The organism is Geoglobus sp. (genome assembly GCF_054018175.1).
Genome location: NZ_JBPLZQ010000098.1, coordinates 1 through 16,192, shown reverse-complemented (window position 1 = coordinate 16,192; position 16,192 = coordinate 1). Strand labels below are relative to the sequence as shown.

The following is a 16,192-nucleotide window of genomic DNA, read 5'->3' as shown; positions in this document are numbered from 1 at the left end:
GAAGGGTTCTGCAGGTTCACTGCCACGAAAGACCGATGCACTCAGAAACGGAGGCAGTAATGAGGTTGAACCACGCCGGGGCTGGGACTTGAACCCAGGAGCCCGAAGCGGGCACCGGCTCTCAAGGCCGGCGCAGTGCCTCTCTGCAACCCCGGCACATGTGCCTCAGAATCAGCTCGGCATTGCGTCCGGCCCCTGTGTCCGGACCACACATCCGCTTCACGTATTCCGTCCGGGCGTGTGTTTATGAAAGTTTTGGTGCAGGCGCTCATGGCAGTTAGAAATCAGAAATGCAGGCACGACGTAAAGTCGTGCCAGTATTTGCATCAGGACGCGCATTCCTGACATCACCAAGGTAGCTAAACAACCCCTTCTTTCCGGAGATCTTCAAGTTCCTTTTCGTCGATGTCAAGCAGTTTGCCGTAGATGTAGCTGTTGTCAGCACCTACCGGTCTGCAGAGCCACTTTAGCCTTGGGGGAGTTTCGCTCATTTTGGCAGGAGTCCCCTGGACGAGGAGCTCTCCGTAATCCCTGTCCATGAACCTGACCAGCGCCCCCCTCTCGAACCAGTGGCCAAAGCTGAGAGTTTCAATCGGCTTCAGAACTTCTCCCGCCACAGTAACACCCTCTCCACGGTACGAGAGCCAGATATTCAGAATCTCATCTCTCGTGTGTCGCATTGTGAACTTCTCGATCTCTCTTGTCATCGGAATCCAGTTTTCAGGATTCGTTCTGTCTTTTATCGTGGGGTACTTCTCGACCAGATCCTCCCTCCCGATTATCCTGCACAGGGCTCTCCAGTTGGGGTCGGTGTAGCCCGCTATGAACACCATTCCGTCCTTCGCCCTGAAGTAGTTGTACGCGAATGCAGCCGGCTCGAAGTTGCCACTCCTCTCTATTACCCTGCCTGTCAGGTGGTAGAACTGGAGCGCATAGTTGTTGAGACACATCAGCGCTTCAGCCGGACTTATGTCTATGAACTGTCCCTCACCGCTGAGGTCTCTGAAAACAAGGGCAGCCATTATCGAAACAGCGGCAAACGCCCCTCCTGCATACCACCCCATCCAGTTGCCCATCTTCGTCGGAACTCTCGTGTGATCTGGAAATTCGTCGTACTCTTCCGGTATTCCCGTCGTGTATGCAAAGCCGCTCATGGCCTGGGCTATAACATCGTAGTCGCCAAATCCGGCAGATCCGGCGACTTCGGACAATTTTCCCCTGTGTCCGTGAGTGTGAATGGCGCAGTAGATCAGACCGGAATTCAACTTACTCAGCTGCTCATAGCCCATGTCGAGCCCGTCCATGTATCCGGGAGGGAACGTCTCTATCAGCACGTCACTTTTCTCCACGAGCCTCCTCAGGATCTCCCTTCCCTTCTCGCTCTCGATGTTCAGGGTGATGTGATACTTGTTTCTTCCCTCCACTATGTACGGTATTCCCGTTCCAGAGATCCTCAGGTTTTCCGGAGTCATTTTTCTCGACACATCTCCGCCCGGCGGTTCAACCCTTATCACCTCAGCGCCAAATTCAGATAGCAGCGAGGATGCGAACAGTCCCGCAAAGCTGCCGTAACTGAGGTCCAGCACTCTGACACCCTCAAGAGCTTCGGGTTTTTTAACCGACCTTTTCGGATCCGTCAGTTCTCTCGCAAAGTCCGTCCACACCTTCTCTTCCGCCATTCCTGTCACCTCAGTACAGGGTCTTCTCCTCCTTTCCGCCTGGAGGAGCCGTTGTGGGAATGCTCGAGTCCCACTTACCCACGACGCCCTTCCTGTAAAGCTCCTCCAGCTCGTCCTCTGAAATTCCAAGGATCCTTCTGAAGACGTGCTCGTTGTCAAAGCCCACCGGCCTCATGCTCCACCTTATGCTCCCGGGAGTCTTGCTGAGGTGGAGTGCGAACGGGTAGCACAGGTCCTCGTATATCGGGTCGAAGTACTTCCAGACGGCCCTCCTCTCGTTGAAATGCTCGTCCGAGTGTATTCTTGCAGAGTTCATCACCTCTGCAGCAGCAAAGCCGTTTTCCATTCCCGCTCTGATGATTTCCTGGACCTTCATGCCAGCTGCCCATTTCTCAATGGCGTCATATATTCTCTCGGAGTTCTCGATTCTCGCTTCGTACTCTGAGAACTCGAGGAGGTCCTCCCTTCCCATTGTTCTGCACAGTGCTGTGTACTCGTCCTCCCTGAATGCTGCAATTGCCACAAAACCGTCCTCACACTTGACTATGCAGGACGGAACGACTGCAGGATCCCTGTTTCCGTACCTCCTTCTGTTGTTTTTGGTTATGCCCATGTACGCCCAAGTCCAGTCCATCACCCTCAAAAGAACCTCTGCCTGACTCATGTCAATGAACTGGCCTTTTCCACTTCTGTTTCTCCAGAACAGGGCAACGAGTGTTGCAAATGCCGCTATGGTTCCGCTCAGGAAGTCACCTATCCAGGCCTGAGACTTCACGGGTATTGCGTCATCGAATCCGGTTATCTCCGCAAGACCTGTGATCCCCTGAGCATACGCGTCGTAGCTCGGTCGTTCCCACAGCTCTCCCCAGTTTCCGAATCCCTGCATGCTGACGTAGATGAGTCCGGGATTTACTTCTCTGAGCTGTCTGTAACCGATACCCCATCTGTCAAATGTCCCGGGTTTGAAGTTCTCCATTAACACATCGCTGCTGGCCGCAAGCTGTCGGATAAGTTCCCTTCCCTCCTCCTTCCTCAGGTCGACAGCAATGAAGTATTTGTTGGCGTTGCAGCACATCATCCCGGGAGAGATGTTTCTGGGAAAGACGCCTCCCGGGGAGACGAGTCTCACGAGTGTGTCCCCACTGCCCGGCAGTTCCACGTGTATGACCTCGGCACCGAGCTGTGCAAGTATCGTGGCTGCCCACGGTCCGTAGATTATCCTGGTTATGTCCAGCACTCTAACCCCTTCAAGAGCACTTTTCCTCATGTTTAATTATTTGAAAATCAGCTGACTTAACATTTTCGAACACCTTACGAGGTGCTGCAAGACATCGGGAGGTTTCATTGGCACCGCGTTCACCCTTTCAATTTCGAGACATGCCTGGGTAGTTTTTCCGTAGAAATAGTGGGTGCAAAAATGGAAAAAACGTGTTATCAGTCTCCTGCAGATGGAATCAGGGATGACAGCCAGCCGATGTAGTCCGAAACTGACCTCGTCTGGATCCACACCTTCCCGCTGCCCCTGAACTTCGCCACGAGACCCTCGCCACTGAGCAGCGTTGCCTTCAGCCCACCTGCCTTGGAAATCGTGAAGTCCAGCCCCTCTTCGAATGCAACTATGTGTCCGGTGTCCACCAACAGCTCTCCATTCACCATTACTTCCTCAATTCCGCCGAATGACGACAGAAAAACGTCACCGCTCCCAGCAATTTTGAGGAGGATCAGTCCTTCACCGGCAAAGAATGATCTCGCTCCACCCCACTTGCTTTCGATGTTCAGCTCGGGTGATCCTGCAAGAAACGCCCCGCTCTGGGCGTAAAGTGTTCCTCTGACCTCAACCCGGGTTATGTCTCCCTGGTACGGTGGTGCCAGTCCGAGAACGGCACCGTTTTTTTCGGCGACGAAGCGATTCACGAAAAACGACTCGCCACCAATTATCCTCCTGATCCCTCCGAAAAGTCCGCCCTTCACTTCTGTCTTCAGCTTAACCCCATCCATGAAAACCATCGCTCCCGTTTCAGCAATGACCTCTTCACCTTCATCCATCACGAGCCTGAGCAGAGCGTAGCTCGGCCTGGACAGAATTTCGTGCTTCATGATACCTCTCCGCGGTGGAAGTATTTTAACCTCTCGTGGTAACTCAGTGCATGGAGTCGATGAGGCTGAGAGATCTGATGAATAGGATTCGGGAAAAGTACGGGGACCTCGACAGACGATCTGGCTCGCTTTTCCTGCTCGCCGTATTCTTTGAAGAGGCTGGCGAGCTTGCGGAAGCTGTGAGAAAAAATAGCACCGACGATATCCAGGAAGAACTCGCAGACTGTCTTTTCGTTATCCTGAGCATCGCCAACTACTACGGGATTGACGTCGAGAAAACGCTGGTGGGGAAGTACCTCGACGGAGATCCGTCATCGGGATGGGACCTTCCTTTTTAGCCTGTCCACCACAGTCTTTTTTTTCTCGATCGCCTTCTGGAATGCCTCGTCGATCCTTTCCCTCATTTCGTCGAAGTTCTCCGGCTTTTCCTCTCCAACGAGCTTTTTTATCGGTGTGTACGCGGACTCCCTGAACCTCGGCCTGAGGGGCACGGCTTTACCATTCTCCACAGAGTACGCACCGCTTCCACTTTCCACCCACCCGACCACGTCGGCATTCACACCTGCCCCCCTGATCGTCTCCACGATCTCACTGGCGTATTCTTCCGGGCATATGACCATGAGGGAGTCTATCGATACACCCATGAAATCTATTTCGAGCTCTTCGAGCATTTTGAGCACTCTCGCGTTGATCAGCTTTCTTATCTTCTCCACGTCGAAGTAGAGCGCGGTTCCGGACGCCCTGGATATTTCCTCGGCATCCCCCCTTATTCCGCCGTTCGTAACGTCTGACATTGCGTGAATCTTTCTGACGAGGTCTGAGGATATCAGGGACCTCGCCGCGAATATGAAGTCCAGGTTCACGGTCTCCTCGACGACCTCGTGCATTCCGTAGTATATCGCAGCCGTGGCAACAGTACCTCCACCAGCACCCTCGGTCAGGATGATGACGTCTCCCCGCTCTGCGTTCCTCCTGGGTGTTATGTACTTAGAAACGCCCACACATCCCACTGCTCCGGTCATTCTCTCTCCTATGACCATGTCCCCACCTATCCTGAGAGTGCTGCCTGCAACGAGTGGAACGCCTGTGAGCTCGCTGACCGCAGTAATCCCGGCGAGGTGGTCGAATATCTTGGAAACGTCCCCATCGTCGGCAATGTGTATGTCGGAGAAGAGAGCAACCGGCTCGGACCCCATAACGAGGACGTCCCTCATCGCTGCCCTTGTGACGTGAAAGCCCGCTATGAACGGAAATTCGCTCAGCCTCGAGTGGATTCCGTCGATCGCGACGGATATGTAGTGGTCCCCGGCCTTCACCACTCCGGCATCGTCCAGGTCTTTCGAGCTAACCACCGCATCACCGCACATTTCGGCGATCTTCGAGTGCACGTAGAAATCACCGAGTCCCCTGCTTCCAACTCCGAACTTCCCCATCGTGACTCCAGTTCTGTGGTAGTCGAGGAGGTAGCTCGTTTTTGAGTAGGCGTTCTTCACCTCCTCTACTACAGCCTCCGCGAGTTTTCTCGCGTAGTTCTCGTCCACATCCTTGAACTCCATTATTCTCTCTGCAAGCCGCTCGACGAGACGTTCGTCACCCATGTGCCTTCTTGCGTAGCCTTCCAGGTCCATCCAATCACCTCTGCAGGACGATCAGGCCTGCGACGATCAGCAGCGTTCCTACGAACACGTTCGTGTAGTCGAAGTTCTCCCTCAGCAGCACGGCGGAGAACACTATTGTGAACAGCGGGTATATTGAGGTAATCGGCACGGTTTTTGCTGCACCGATTTTCTGCAGAGCCATGAAGTAGACGACCATGGCGATTCCGCCTGCTATCGCTCCTGCAGCCATCAGCATGGTAACGCTCCTCGGACTGAAGTCCTGGGGCTTGAGACCCCCTGTCAGCAGAACAACGATGGCCATAACGAGGATCGCACCAACGCTCCTCACGAGTATCGCGGTGTATATGGATATTCCACTCGCAAGGGCGGTTTTATCCAGAACCGGAACAAAACCCCACATGAGTGCTGACAGTATGGCAAGAACAACCCCGTTCACGACAATCTCCTCCTGAACTCGTACATGAATATCGCCGAAGCGCACGAGAGGTTGAGACTCTCAGCCCTCCCGTACGACGGGATGCTCACGATCTCGTCGCACTGCTTTCTGACCGGTCTCGATATCCCCTCGTCCTCACCTCCAATAACTATGGCGAGCGGTGGATCCATGAATGCACTGCCCATGTCCTTTCCACCGAGTTCGGCCCCTATGACGTGGAATCCCAGCTTTTTCAAACTTTTGACAGTGTTCGCGAGGTTTGAGACTCTCGCGATGTCTGCATGAAGGGCGGTACCTGCAGACACCTTCACCACGGTCTCGTTTACCTGTGCACTTCGCCTCTTAGGTATAACTATCCCTGAGCACCCAAAGAAAACGGCGTTCCTTATAACCGACCCGAGATTCTGGGGGTCCTGGACCGAGTCGAGCAGGAGCAGGAAGCCACCACTCCTGAGCGCTTTTTCTGCAACATAGTCCAGATCCTTGTACTTCACAGGCGAGATATCTGCTTCTATTCTCGACTCAAGTCTTTTCAGACCGACTGCGGGAATGCCGAGCTTCTTGGCCTGCCTCAGTATGTCCTCGATCCTCTTCGACTTGTGGGAGACGTCGTAGTAAATCCTGTTGACCTTCCCGGCTCTCAGCGCTTCTGATACGCTGTTCACCCCTGACACTCGCATGAAGTGTTTTTACTCCAGCGGATATATATGGCTACTCCCTGATGTATATCCTGCCAGATCTCCTCGTTATGTTGTCGACGAGCTTGAGAACGAAGTCCACGGCGTCTATCTCGCCAACCTTCTCGAGATCTATCCAGGCCACATCCGCTGCATCGCTCGATGCCCTCGGGGTCCCGTTAATTTCGGCAAAAAAATCTATGACGATGTAGTGGTACTCCACGTTTCTGTTCTCGTCGTAGAATATCTCGTCAGTAACGCAGGCCACGTCCTTAACCACGACCTCCACACCGAGCTCCTCAAGGATCTCCCTTTTAAGCGCATCCTCGAGTGTCTCGCCAGTCCTGACGAGGCCCCCAGGGACGGACCACTTCCCCCTGTTCGGCTCGTTGGCCCTCTTGACAAGCAGAATCTTTCCGTCCCTGACCACCACGGCTCCAACTCCCACAAGGGGTTTTTCCGGGTACCTCCTCATCATATCACCGTCGCGAGGGCGATTGCCCTAACAAATCCTTCCACACTCTGGCTCCGGCTCGTGTCGACCACTTTGTAAGGAAGTCCACAGTAGACCGCTCCGTATTCCCTACCTGCCCCGAGGTAGCACATGCTCCTGAATATCAGATTTCCGCTTATTCCGTCGGGAGCTATTACAATATCCCTCTCAACAGCGTCCTCTATTCTGATTTCGAAATTCTCCCCTCCAGACAGCTTTGCGGTCAGTTCCGCGAGTGCAAGGCTCTCATCAATCAGCGGACTTCTTCCCACGTCACCGTACCTTCCACCTGCGAGGATTGCCACGCTGCCACCCATTCCGAGGGTCTTTGCGAGGGCCCTGGCGTGTGCTACAATCCTTAGCTTCTCCTCGACACTCCAGCCCTCGTCAACACCCACGGGGGCGAGCAGGAACAGTTTGCCTCTGGCCGTTTCCAGGACTGCAATTCTTGATGGCTCGTACTCCCTTCTCACGATTTCGAGTAACTTTGACGCCCTCCCCGTACCTCTAACGACTGCGTCGACCTCGCCTTCTTTTACGATTCCGAGCAGCTCCTTTTCCGTGTTTTCGCCCTCGTCCACAACAACGACATCTGCAAATTCCTCCGCGATTTTTGCGGCACGCTTTACCCTCTCCTCGCTCGTTTCGTCAAACCTGTAGAGTCCTATCGCAACCCTCTTCCTCCTGAGTTTGCTCCTGATGATGTCGTTCAGGTAGATCACGCCAGACCCACCTTCGACAGTATGCCGTCCATCACATACTCCACGCTGATGGCCGCGAGCAGAATGGCCATGACCCTCGCAATTATGTCTGAACCGCTCTTGCCGAGAACCCTCATGAGCGTCACCGCGTAGATGTGGGTGAGCCGCACTATCGCATAAACGAGCAGCACTGCGATAACGATCAGAAGCTTTCCAACGAGGTCGGCGCTCGATGAGAGCACGACAACAGCGGTAATTGCTCCGGGGCCACTGTACAGGGGTAGTGCAAGGGGAAACACTGCTATTGAGTCTATTTCTGCACTCATCTTGCCCTTCTCTTCGTAGTATTCCCTCGACTTCCTGCCGAAGAGGATGTCTATGGAGATTATGAACATCATCAGCCCGCCCGCGATCTTCAGGGCCTCTATTGAGATTGAGAAGAACTCCATCACGGCCCATCCAGCGAAAACGAATACGAGAAGGATGATGGTGGCGATTGCAGTTGCTTTTTTGGATATCCGGTCTATCAGCTCTTTGCTGAGACTCTCAGTCAGTGCTATGAAAGTGGGTATGTTTCCCGGAGGGTCAACTATTATGAAGAGCGTCGTAAATGCGGTGAAAAAAAAGCTGAGGGGATCGTTCATACATTATCCCTCGCCGCTTTAATGTTCTCCAGAAGCCTGATGGCATGTTCCTGAGACGGAAAGCTGAACAGCCCGCAGTCTGGACCTATGTACTTCAGCCTGTCCTCAAAAAGTTTCACAGCTTTCTCAATTCTCGATTTTATTCTGGATGGAGATTCTATCTCGTCTATTGCCCTCATCACTCCTTCGTGGTCACCCCACACGTTAACGCCGTGCTTCGAGTTGTACTCGGCGATTATGCCGTCTATGTCGCTCCTGCCAATCCCGACTCGCAGGAACTTCTCGTGGCTCTCGAGGTCCTCTCTGTCCACGAAGTCCATGACCTTCTCGTCTCTTGCCGACTCGATTCCCACAACATTGATGCTCTCCACATCGAGTATCTCCGTGTAGAACAGAGGAGAGTGGAGGTGTATCTGAACGTCTCCGCTGAAATCGATCTTCTCGTATGCGAGCTGTATCTGATCCCTGGTTGGCTGCAGCTCGGGATTTGTTCCGAGACTCGGTTCATCGAGGCTTATGCACTTAACCACGCTGTCATCAAGATTTTCCACGAACCTCGATACTGACTCGCCTATTCTCTCAAGAGCGTCGTCGTAGATCACGGGTCCGAATTCCCTGTAGTACAGCTCAAATGGCCCGGTTATGCAGACCCTCATTGCAGAAACATCCATTTCGAGCAGGGCCTCAACCTCTCGAATCACGGCGTGCTCCCTCTTGATCACGTAAACGTCTTCCTGAAGCTCCGGATTCTTTATCAGGCTGAGAAACATCTCGTTCATGTCCCTGAACTGGGGATAGGTCGGCAGCTCAACTCCCGCGTTGACCTTCATGAGAAACGCTCTCTTCACCATCTCTGCGTACTCTTTCGTGTGCACGTTTTCGTTTACCCATTCCCTCGTTATTCCCTGCGGAAGGGGAAAACTGCCGATATCGTCAAATATCACCTTTCCACCTCCCTGCTGCTTTTAATATCCATAATCAGAGCCCATGAAACTTTGGCATCGAGCGTATCCTCGTTGAGCTCTATCGTGTCCTCGGAATTCCACACGAGCTCGAAAAACTCTTTGGCACGTTTCGCGAGCTCTGGGTTTTCAGCATAGACTCCAATTTCGTAGTTCTCGTACAGCCCGGTCTGGGATAGGTTAGCTGTGGTAACGAGGACCTCTCTCTCGTCCACGACCAGCATCTTGGCGTGTATGTTGTCGTTCAGTCTCACGCTTCCCGGTGGGAACATCTCGAGGAACCTCTTCAGGGTGAAGTACTGCTTCTTGTCCTCCTGAACTTCTTCTACGCTCCTGTAAACATCTCTCCTGTAGCTCGGCCAGGTGATGATTCTGAACTTTATTCCCCTGCTCATCAAAGGCTGAAGCTCGGCGGTGAGCCAGTCGGTGTAGTATATATGAGGAGAGGTAATCAGTATCTCTTTTTCAGCCCTCTGTATCATTTCCTTCATTTTTGCAAGCAGATCTCCACTCCACGGTGGATTTTTAACGACTTCATGCTTTTTCAGCCTTTTCTCCAGTCTGGTGGAGTATATGAAGAGCGCAGAGAACGCGATGATCGTAAGACCCGCGCCCATTACGTTGAACAGGAAGAAGTTGGGGACTTCCGAGAACGACACGTAAACGTGGATCTGGTTGGGTGGGTTGACGTAGTCCCACTCCAGGCTGTCGATCCTGTTGAGCGACTTGTAGTTGAACTTCGTATTCGAGGACGTGCTCATAATATTGTAGTTCTTGAATATGCTGTCCGGAAACTTGAGCTCTATCAGGAACCTCTCGACGTCGAGTCCAAAGTCCCTGAAATACGACGGAAACTCGTATGCCCTGAATGCGTGAACTCCGTTGCCGAGATCCTCCACGGGGTGATTTATACTCCTCTTAATCGTGAGCTGGTACTCCTCGAAGGGTGTGAGAGTTTTTGTTACCCTTATCATCGTGTACTCTCTCCCGTCCTCCCCCACAACATCAGACACCTTGACGTAGCCGGACGGGAGGTCCTTGACCTCGGTTATTTCCGCGTCTCCGGTCTTGGGTATCATCAGGTAAAAGTCCAGAACCTCAATCTTCTCCTCATTTGTGTTTTTAAACCGGAGGTAAAATGTGTCGTCCATCCTCTCGAGGGACTTCATGGTGTACTCTACTTCAGCGTGGACCGTTATGTTCTGCGCGTTTGCCGTTCCGATGAACAACAGCAGCGCAGCTAACAGTGTGATTCCACTCGCAATCAGTCGCACAGTTCTGAAGTCGAGGATGTGGTTTTTAAATGTTTATATCCCGTGGCAGCAATAACTGCAGGTGTATGTCGACGGAGGATCGAGTCCTCTCTTCTCGTGGCACTCTATGCACTCACTCACGGTGTAGCTCGTGTCGTTGAGTTTCACCTCGGGAAGACTCGAGTAATTTCCGAGGAACCTCACCATTTCCATTATTTCGAATTTTCCAATGAACACCGTGTAGTTCTCGCCAGTCTTCACGACCGCAGTTGGAGTCCCGAAGAATCCAGTTTTTTCCTTTACCGCCAGTGCCAGTGCCTTGCTCTCGTTTGTACAGTTGGCAAAGAACTGAACATTGCATATATCGAATTCAATGCTGGTGTTGTTCGCGAGGTAGTCTATGAGGGGCTCCACCGCCTGGCAGTTCGGACACCTCGGGTGGTAAAAGTAGTACACAACCGGCTCGGCGGTTTCATGTGTTCTTTCAACACCTTCGGGAGTTTTAATGGTGGAGTTGCCTTCAACCGTTTTATCAGGCTGGGCAGTTGGTTTAACATCTCCATTCTCCGCGTTGATGCAGCCCGAGATTGCGATCACGGAGATTATCCCCAGCAGGAGCACGAGTCGCTTCACACGGGAACTTATGTCGGGTGAAATTAAAAATGTATCGTGTTCTATCGGAAAATTTTTTTTCTTTCATGTCCAGCTTGCAATCGGAATGAAAAGAATTGAAAGAGATCTGATCGGTTACGTCATCGTGATCACTTCGATCGCAGTTGCACTTGTAGTCGAGAAACTGCTGGTGCTTTCCGTGATACCTCTCATACTGTACCTGTTTCCGGCCAGGATGTCCGTGAGGGTGAGAGCGTCAGACTTCAGAAGGCCGATATATGTTGGCGACGATGTCACGATTGCTGCCGAGTTCATCGCGTACGGATTTGGTTACCTGAAACTGAAGTGCGAGGTTGACGGGCTGGTGGACATTACCCAAGGCAGCCAGACTGCCGGAGGGTTCGTTCCGGGAGTCAGGACGTTCAGGAGTTGGTTCAGGGGAAAGGCAGTGAAAAGGGGTAAGGTAAACTTCGGCAGAATATCCTGCACGTCTGAAGACGTTTTTCTGCTCAAGGCAGTCGAATGGGATCTCGATCTGGGCCTTTCCTGCGAGGTTAAGGTCAGGGTGCGAAAGGTCAGAAAGGTCAAAACTAAGAGGGTTTTTGCTAAAACCCCCCTTCCAGATGTTGACGTGTCCAAGATAGGCGTTCCCGGGACTGACTTCAGGGAGATAAGGTCTTACAGGCCGGGTGACCCGATCAAGTTCATAAACTGGAAGGCGAGTGCAAGAAAGGGGGAGGTGCTGGTCAACGAATTCGAGGTGGAGGGAAAAAGGACGGTGTGGTTCGTCGTGAACACCTCGGCTCATGAGTTCTTCGAGAGGGAATACCTCGAAAACGCCCTCTCTGCTGCAGCGTCCCTGTGTCATTACTTTGTGAGGAGGGGTCACAAGGTTGCGCTCACGCTGACTGGGGATAAGACTACGATTTACCCGGATGTCGGAAGAAGGCAGTTTTACAGAATCGTCAGAGAGCTTACAGTCGCAGAAAAAGGCAAAAGCGCTCCGCTTGACTCAATAATGGAAACCAAGAAGATGATGATGTACCACATGCCTTATGTCATCTACATAACGTCGATTCACGACGACGGCAGGGTCGTTTCGGAGCTCATGAAATCGGGGATTCCCGTGAAGCAGATGGTGGTGGAGGACAGAGAGTACTCGCACTGGCTCGCGAGGGCTGTGAAGAAGGTTGCGCTCAGGAACAGGCTAAGTGGTGGGGCAGAGGTGGTACGGGATATCATTGCGGTGAGAGCATGAGCTATCGGATCACATCTCTCGTGCTTTCGGCAGTCGCTGGCGTCATCGCAGTTCAGACAGCCACCTCCACAGGCCTGTTCAGGATCCTCGCCATGCTGATCCCACAGGAACTCGTTTACGTCGTCGTAGCCATACCATTGATCTCCTTTCTGCTCGGCAGGAAGGTTTTCGGTACAAGCTATCTTGCCCTGCTGATTCTGATCGCCCTTACACCCATGCTGCCGGATTCGGAGGTCTTCGAGGGGGTGGTGGATTCCCTGTATTACTTGGGCTTTAAAGACCTCTCGAGAACCCTGCTCGACATCTTTCATCTGAGGGATGTGTATCTCCAGCTCTTTCTGATATCCTCCCTCTACATCGTCTCTTCGTACTTGGAGAGAATCGAGGAGTATGGCAAAAAACTCCGCAGCGAGGGATACGCTTTCTCTCTCCATCCAACGATGCTGGCTCTCGTGGCGGTGCTCTCCGCGCTGTACACTCTCCCGGCAGACTGGGCAGATCTGAGCCTTCCCGGGGATTACCTCTACGGTATTGCCGGAGCGCTTCTGCTCGTAGTGGCCATCTCGGTAATGTGGTGGTCGAGATGAGAAAAGAGATCGCTGCTGCAGCTGCAATTGCATCCATCATCCTTCTTTCGTCATTTCTGAGCCACGTAGACTTCAGCAACACCGGATTTGAGGGGCTCATTGGGGAGGGCGTATTCCAGAAGGAGTACGACACCGAATACAGGAACGTCAGCATTTCCATGGAGGAGGTGAGCCTGGCCAGCAACTCCAACCCTCCGTGTGTGCCGTTATTCGTTGTTTCCGGCCTTGACGAGGAGCATTACAGACTCAGGACCGGCATTTCCTCGGAGTACAGAGACGGAAAGTGGGTGCTGGACGTCCTGGAATACAGCGACCCCATGGGCGTCACCTACGGAAAGGTGTTCTCGGTAACTCCCATCGTCGAGCTTGACGGAAACATCCCGGTTGTGAAGGACACCGTCGCTGTGTCCATCCCCGCAGGTTACAACTCTTCCGCTGGCCTCTTCAGCGCGGAAGGTGTCGGAGAGAGTTACTACGGGGTCTATGTCAGCACCTCTGACACCTCAGGCAAAGCCGGAGCGGTGAAGCTTGCATCCATTGACATCGAGGAGTGGAAAATGGAGGAAATCAGGAAGCTGGCGAGAAAGATAACTGAAAACGCCACAAGTGACTACGAAAGGCTGAAGATGATCGAGAGGTACCTTCAGAGTCACTACCGGTACTCACCGGACTACAACCGCTCTGCAGACCCGATCTACGACTTCCTGTTCGTCGAAAGAAAGGGAGTGTGCACACACTTCGCGTCGGCATTCATGGCCCTCGCCACGAGTCTGGACATACCTGTCAGAGCAGTTTTCGGCTATCTTGCTAAGCCAACTTCATCATCCCAGGTCGTATACTCCTGTCAGTCTCACATGTGGGTCGAGGCGATGGTTGAAGGTAGGTGGGTGGAATTTGACCCGACACCACCGGCGAGGAGCAAAATTCCGACGGTTACGGAGATAACCGAATGGGACGCTGAAATCGTGAAGGGCGAGAACGTGAGCGTGGCCGGGAGAGTTACTCTGAAGGACGGACGCCGTGTGGAGGATGGGTTCGTTGAGGTTTACCTGAAAAAGAACAAGAGCTCGGATGACGGTGTGCTTCTCGGTATAGCGAGAATAAGCGACGGATACTTCAGAATCAGTGCAAGGGTCAGCGAGAGTGGGACGTACAGCATTGTTGCCCACTACACCGGCAGTCTGCTCTACAGTGACTCGTGGAGTGACCCTGAGGTCAGGGTTTACACGCTGCCGGTAATAGTGGTAAACCTGCCCGATTTCGTCCCGGAGAACTTCACTCTGAGAGGTTCAGTTCTGGACGACGGTGGAGCGGGCATTGCAAACAAAACGGTTATCGTCGAGGTGGATGGGAGAAAAATCTCCCTGATAACCGACGCGGATGGGAAATTCGCGATACCTCTCTCGCTCACTCCCGGGAAGCATCATGTCGTCATAACATCCACAAAGGAGATGCTGTACGCTGAAAGAGTTCTTGAAAGGACGGTAGTTGCTGGATCCTTCAGAATGGTGCTTTACAACACGACCCTCGTTGCCGGAGAGCCCAATACTGTCAGGGTCGGGGTCTATTTCAACGGACAGCCGTACACCGGGACAATTTACGTGAACGGCACTCCTGTTAGGGCTGAAAACGGCATCGCAGAGTTTGAGATCGCTCCAGAAAGCCCCGGCAGGATGGCGATCAACGTCTCCACAGGCAGCTACTGGCAGACGGTTCATGCTGTGGCAAAGCTCAGGGTGAGCTTCGACGTCAGGCAGGACGGCGATAAGCTCAGAATAGGGGTAACGGACTCGCTGGGAGATCCGGTAAGCGGGGTAGTTTACGTGAACGGGGTCCCGGTCACACTGAAAGATGGAGTGGCGATGGTGAAGGCGGAGGGTGGTGAGTTCAGAATAGAGTATCGCGGAGACGGAGAGCACCTGCCCTCGAGCGTGACGTACAGAATCGAGCGCCCCTGGTTCCTGATCGTCATCCCCATAGTCGCCGCACTTGGAGTGGTTTTTTATGTGAGGATGCCAAAGCTCAGCGTGGAGGTTGTGAAGGAGTACCCTGACATGCCCAACGTATGGAGGGTTGGGGAGGAGATAGAGGTCAGGGTAAGGAGCAGCCTTCCACATGTTGTTTCAGCAAACGGGAAGGTTTTTGACGGGAAGGTGAAGTTTGAGATGCCGGGAGAGTATGAAATCGTGGTTAAGGCCGTTAACGGTGGAAGTGTCAGAAAGGAGCAGTCGATCCCGGTCAGGATCGTTAATGACTATGGTGAGGCAGTCGAACAGGTCTTCAGGATGTTCGAGGAGGACGTTATGAGAGCGAGGGGGATTGACTGCAGTTCCCTGACGGCAAGGGAGCTTATGGAGATGCTCAATGTCAGGAGTGACGATCTGCTGAAACTCTTCGAGTTGTACGAGTACGCCGGAAAGCGGGGTTATGAAAGGAAGGATTTCGTTGCGGCTTTCGAGATTTACAGCAGGTTGCGGAGGGATGTGCTGTGAAGGTGCCTGTGGCAATCGCGGTGACGGCGTTTCTCGCGTTCAGGTACTACACCACCGGAGATTACATGCCCATCGCAGTCTTTTTATCTGCTTACGCTCTTTACGAGGTTTCGTCCAGAACAGGACCGCTCAGAATTCTGAAACCTGCTGCCATCATGCTCATGTCTACAGTCACCATGAAATCTGCACTCGAATACCTCGGCCTTTCCGCTGATCTGTTCGTGTACACGCTCTCAACCGGAATCGCTCTCGCTCTGGGCACCCAGGACATGAAGCACCGCCACCACCTCGCCCTGATCGGTAGCGGAATTGCGACGCTCTCGGTACTGATCATACCTGAAGGAACGCCGCTGTCAGCGTACAGGCTCCCTGCCCTTCTCTCGCTCTCCGTCTTGACCATAACCTCTGCCCTACCCGTAGTTTCGGAGAGGTTCGAGTTCCTGATCGGAGAGAGGGCAGTGCTGGTAATCCTCGCGGCCGTGGTCGGGGTGTACCACACCGCCTTAAGAAGTGCGCTGATGCCAGGCCTGAGGAACCTCGTGGACTGGTTGATAGTCGCAGGATCGCTGATCTACTTCCTCGGAAGGCTGAGGCTCGAGATTGAAGAAGAGGCAGGTGAAAAAGGCAGGGCCGAACCTCTCGACTTCGAGGGCTGGGCGAAGAGGGCTGAGAGGGAGTACCT

Annotated in this window: 17 protein-coding genes and 1 tRNA gene; 5 read left to right on the top strand and 13 right to left on the bottom strand. The window is 53.1% G+C overall.

Annotated features, from left to right (window positions below):
* Positions 1–73: 73 nt before the first annotated feature.
* The 4 genes from ACXJJC_RS07725 to ACXJJC_RS07710 all read right to left on the bottom strand — a co-directional run bounded on the left by ACXJJC_RS07725 (position 74) and on the right by ACXJJC_RS07710 (position 3,776).
* Positions 74–156, bottom strand: a tRNA-Ser gene (locus ACXJJC_RS07725).
* A gap of 203 nt (positions 157–359) precedes the next feature.
* Complete coding sequence (locus ACXJJC_RS07720; RefSeq protein WP_456370735.1) at positions 360–1,679, bottom strand: CaiB/BaiF CoA transferase family protein; 1,320 nt, start codon at positions 1,677–1,679, stop codon at positions 360–362.
* Between the two features lie 10 nt (positions 1,680–1,689).
* Positions 1,690–2,946, bottom strand: a complete 1,257-nt coding sequence (locus ACXJJC_RS07715; protein ID WP_456370734.1) for a CaiB/BaiF CoA transferase family protein — start codon at positions 2,944–2,946, stop codon at positions 1,690–1,692.
* 167 nt (positions 2,947–3,113) lie between these two features.
* Positions 3,114–3,776: a TIGR00266 family protein gene (locus ACXJJC_RS07710; RefSeq protein ID WP_456370733.1), complete on the bottom strand. Its 663-nt coding sequence runs from the start codon at positions 3,774–3,776 to the stop codon at positions 3,114–3,116.
* A gap of 50 nt (positions 3,777–3,826) precedes the next feature.
* Here ACXJJC_RS07710 and ACXJJC_RS07705 point away from each other — a divergent pair, with 50 nt between their 5' ends.
* Positions 3,827–4,114 carry a MazG nucleotide pyrophosphohydrolase domain-containing protein gene (locus tag ACXJJC_RS07705; protein ID WP_456370732.1) on the top strand — a complete coding sequence of 96 codons (288 nt, stop codon included), beginning with the start codon at positions 3,827–3,829 and terminating at the stop codon, positions 4,112–4,114.
* Here ACXJJC_RS07705 and ACXJJC_RS07700 read toward each other — a convergent pair.
* Genes ACXJJC_RS07700 through ACXJJC_RS07660 form a run of 9 tightly spaced genes read right to left on the bottom strand, consistent with a single transcriptional unit; the run spans position 4,088 to position 11,194 of the window.
* On the bottom strand, positions 4,088–5,404 hold the full coding sequence (locus ACXJJC_RS07700; RefSeq protein WP_456370730.1) for an AIR synthase-related protein: 1,317 nt from the start codon (positions 5,402–5,404) through the stop codon (positions 4,088–4,090). The genes ACXJJC_RS07705 and ACXJJC_RS07700 overlap by 27 nt on opposite strands.
* Before the next feature lie 4 nt (positions 5,405–5,408).
* The gene (locus tag ACXJJC_RS07695; RefSeq protein WP_456370728.1) at positions 5,409–5,831 is read right to left on the bottom strand and encodes an EamA family transporter; all 423 of its coding nucleotides are present in this window, start codon (positions 5,829–5,831) and stop codon (positions 5,409–5,411) included.
* A complete protein-coding gene (rlmB, locus tag ACXJJC_RS07690) occupies positions 5,828–6,511 on the bottom strand; it encodes a 23S rRNA (guanosine(2251)-2'-O)-methyltransferase RlmB (RefSeq protein WP_456370726.1) in 684 nt (227 codons plus the stop codon). Before rlmB ends, ACXJJC_RS07695 begins: the two co-directional genes overlap by 4 nt.
* 31 nt (positions 6,512–6,542) lie before the next feature.
* Positions 6,543–6,986 (bottom strand): NUDIX hydrolase, encoded by a 444-nt coding sequence (locus ACXJJC_RS07685; protein WP_456370724.1) that lies wholly within the window; start codon positions 6,984–6,986, stop codon positions 6,543–6,545.
* Positions 6,983–7,723, bottom strand: coding sequence for a methanogenesis marker protein Mmp4/MtxX (locus ACXJJC_RS07680; RefSeq protein ID WP_456370723.1), 741 nt, complete (start codon positions 7,721–7,723; stop codon positions 6,983–6,985). The genes ACXJJC_RS07685 and ACXJJC_RS07680 overlap by 4 nt, the downstream gene beginning before the upstream one ends.
* Positions 7,720–8,346, bottom strand: coding sequence for a MarC family protein (locus tag ACXJJC_RS07675; RefSeq protein WP_456370722.1), 627 nt, complete (start codon positions 8,344–8,346; stop codon positions 7,720–7,722). The genes ACXJJC_RS07680 and ACXJJC_RS07675 overlap by 4 nt, the downstream gene beginning before the upstream one ends.
* Positions 8,343–9,290 carry a methionine synthase gene (locus ACXJJC_RS07670; RefSeq protein WP_456370720.1) on the bottom strand — a complete coding sequence of 316 codons (948 nt, stop codon included), beginning with the start codon at positions 9,288–9,290 and terminating at the stop codon, positions 8,343–8,345. The genes ACXJJC_RS07675 and ACXJJC_RS07670 overlap by 4 nt, the downstream gene beginning before the upstream one ends.
* Positions 9,287–10,582, bottom strand: coding sequence for a phospholipase D family protein (locus ACXJJC_RS07665; RefSeq protein ID WP_456370718.1), 1,296 nt, complete (start codon positions 10,580–10,582; stop codon positions 9,287–9,289). The genes ACXJJC_RS07670 and ACXJJC_RS07665 overlap by 4 nt, the downstream gene beginning before the upstream one ends.
* 33 nt (positions 10,583–10,615) lie before the next feature.
* Positions 10,616–11,194 carry a thioredoxin fold domain-containing protein gene (locus ACXJJC_RS07660; protein ID WP_456370717.1) on the bottom strand — a complete coding sequence of 193 codons (579 nt, stop codon included), beginning with the start codon at positions 11,192–11,194 and terminating at the stop codon, positions 10,616–10,618.
* Between the two features lie 85 nt (positions 11,195–11,279).
* Here ACXJJC_RS07660 and ACXJJC_RS07655 point away from each other — a divergent pair, with 85 nt between their 5' ends.
* From ACXJJC_RS07655 to ACXJJC_RS07640, 4 genes are all read left to right on the top strand, one after another.
* On the top strand, positions 11,280–12,431 hold the full coding sequence (locus ACXJJC_RS07655; RefSeq protein WP_456370715.1) for a DUF58 domain-containing protein: 1,152 nt from the start codon (positions 11,280–11,282) through the stop codon (positions 12,429–12,431).
* On the top strand, positions 12,428–13,018 hold the full coding sequence (locus ACXJJC_RS07650) for a hypothetical protein (RefSeq protein WP_456370713.1): 591 nt from the start codon (positions 12,428–12,430) through the stop codon (positions 13,016–13,018). The genes ACXJJC_RS07655 and ACXJJC_RS07650 overlap by 4 nt, the downstream gene beginning before the upstream one ends.
* Complete coding sequence (locus ACXJJC_RS07645; protein WP_456370711.1) at positions 13,015–15,510, top strand: transglutaminase domain-containing protein; 2,496 nt, start codon at positions 13,015–13,017, stop codon at positions 15,508–15,510. Before ACXJJC_RS07650 ends, ACXJJC_RS07645 begins: the two co-directional genes overlap by 4 nt.
* A partial coding sequence (locus tag ACXJJC_RS07640; protein WP_456370710.1) for a hypothetical protein occupies positions 15,507–16,192 on the top strand: 686 nt, incomplete at its 3' end. The genes ACXJJC_RS07645 and ACXJJC_RS07640, both read left to right, overlap by 4 nt.

Bases quoted from the DNA above. Each gene is read 5' to 3' on its own strand.
- ACXJJC_RS07715 (WP_456370734.1), bottom strand. From the start codon at position 2,946: ATGAGGAAAAGTGCTCTTGAAGGGGTTAGAGTGCTGGACATAACCAGG.
- ACXJJC_RS07700 (WP_456370730.1), bottom strand. From the start codon at position 5,404: ATGGACCTGGAAGGCTACGCAAGAAGGCACATGGGTGACGAACGTCTC.
- ACXJJC_RS07650 (WP_456370713.1), top strand. From the start codon at position 12,428: ATGAGCTATCGGATCACATCTCTCGTGCTTTCGGCAGTCGCTGGCGTC.
- ACXJJC_RS07675 (WP_456370722.1), bottom strand. From the start codon at position 8,346: ATGAACGATCCCCTCAGCTTTTTTTTCACCGCATTTACGACGCTCTTC.
- ACXJJC_RS07710 (WP_456370733.1), bottom strand. From the start codon at position 3,776: ATGAAGCACGAAATTCTGTCCAGGCCGAGCTACGCTCTGCTCAGGCTC.
- rlmB (WP_456370726.1), bottom strand. From the start codon at position 6,511: ATGCGAGTGTCAGGGGTGAACAGCGTATCAGAAGCGCTGAGAGCCGGG.
- ACXJJC_RS07645 (WP_456370711.1), top strand. From the start codon at position 13,015: ATGAGAAAAGAGATCGCTGCTGCAGCTGCAATTGCATCCATCATCCTT.
- ACXJJC_RS07705 (WP_456370732.1), top strand. From the start codon at position 3,827: ATGGAGTCGATGAGGCTGAGAGATCTGATGAATAGGATTCGGGAAAAG.
- ACXJJC_RS07655 (WP_456370715.1), top strand. From the start codon at position 11,280: ATGAAAAGAATTGAAAGAGATCTGATCGGTTACGTCATCGTGATCACT.
- ACXJJC_RS07685 (WP_456370724.1), bottom strand. From the start codon at position 6,986: ATGATGAGGAGGTACCCGGAAAAACCCCTTGTGGGAGTTGGAGCCGTG.
- ACXJJC_RS07720 (WP_456370735.1), bottom strand. From the start codon at position 1,679: ATGGCGGAAGAGAAGGTGTGGACGGACTTTGCGAGAGAACTGACGGAT.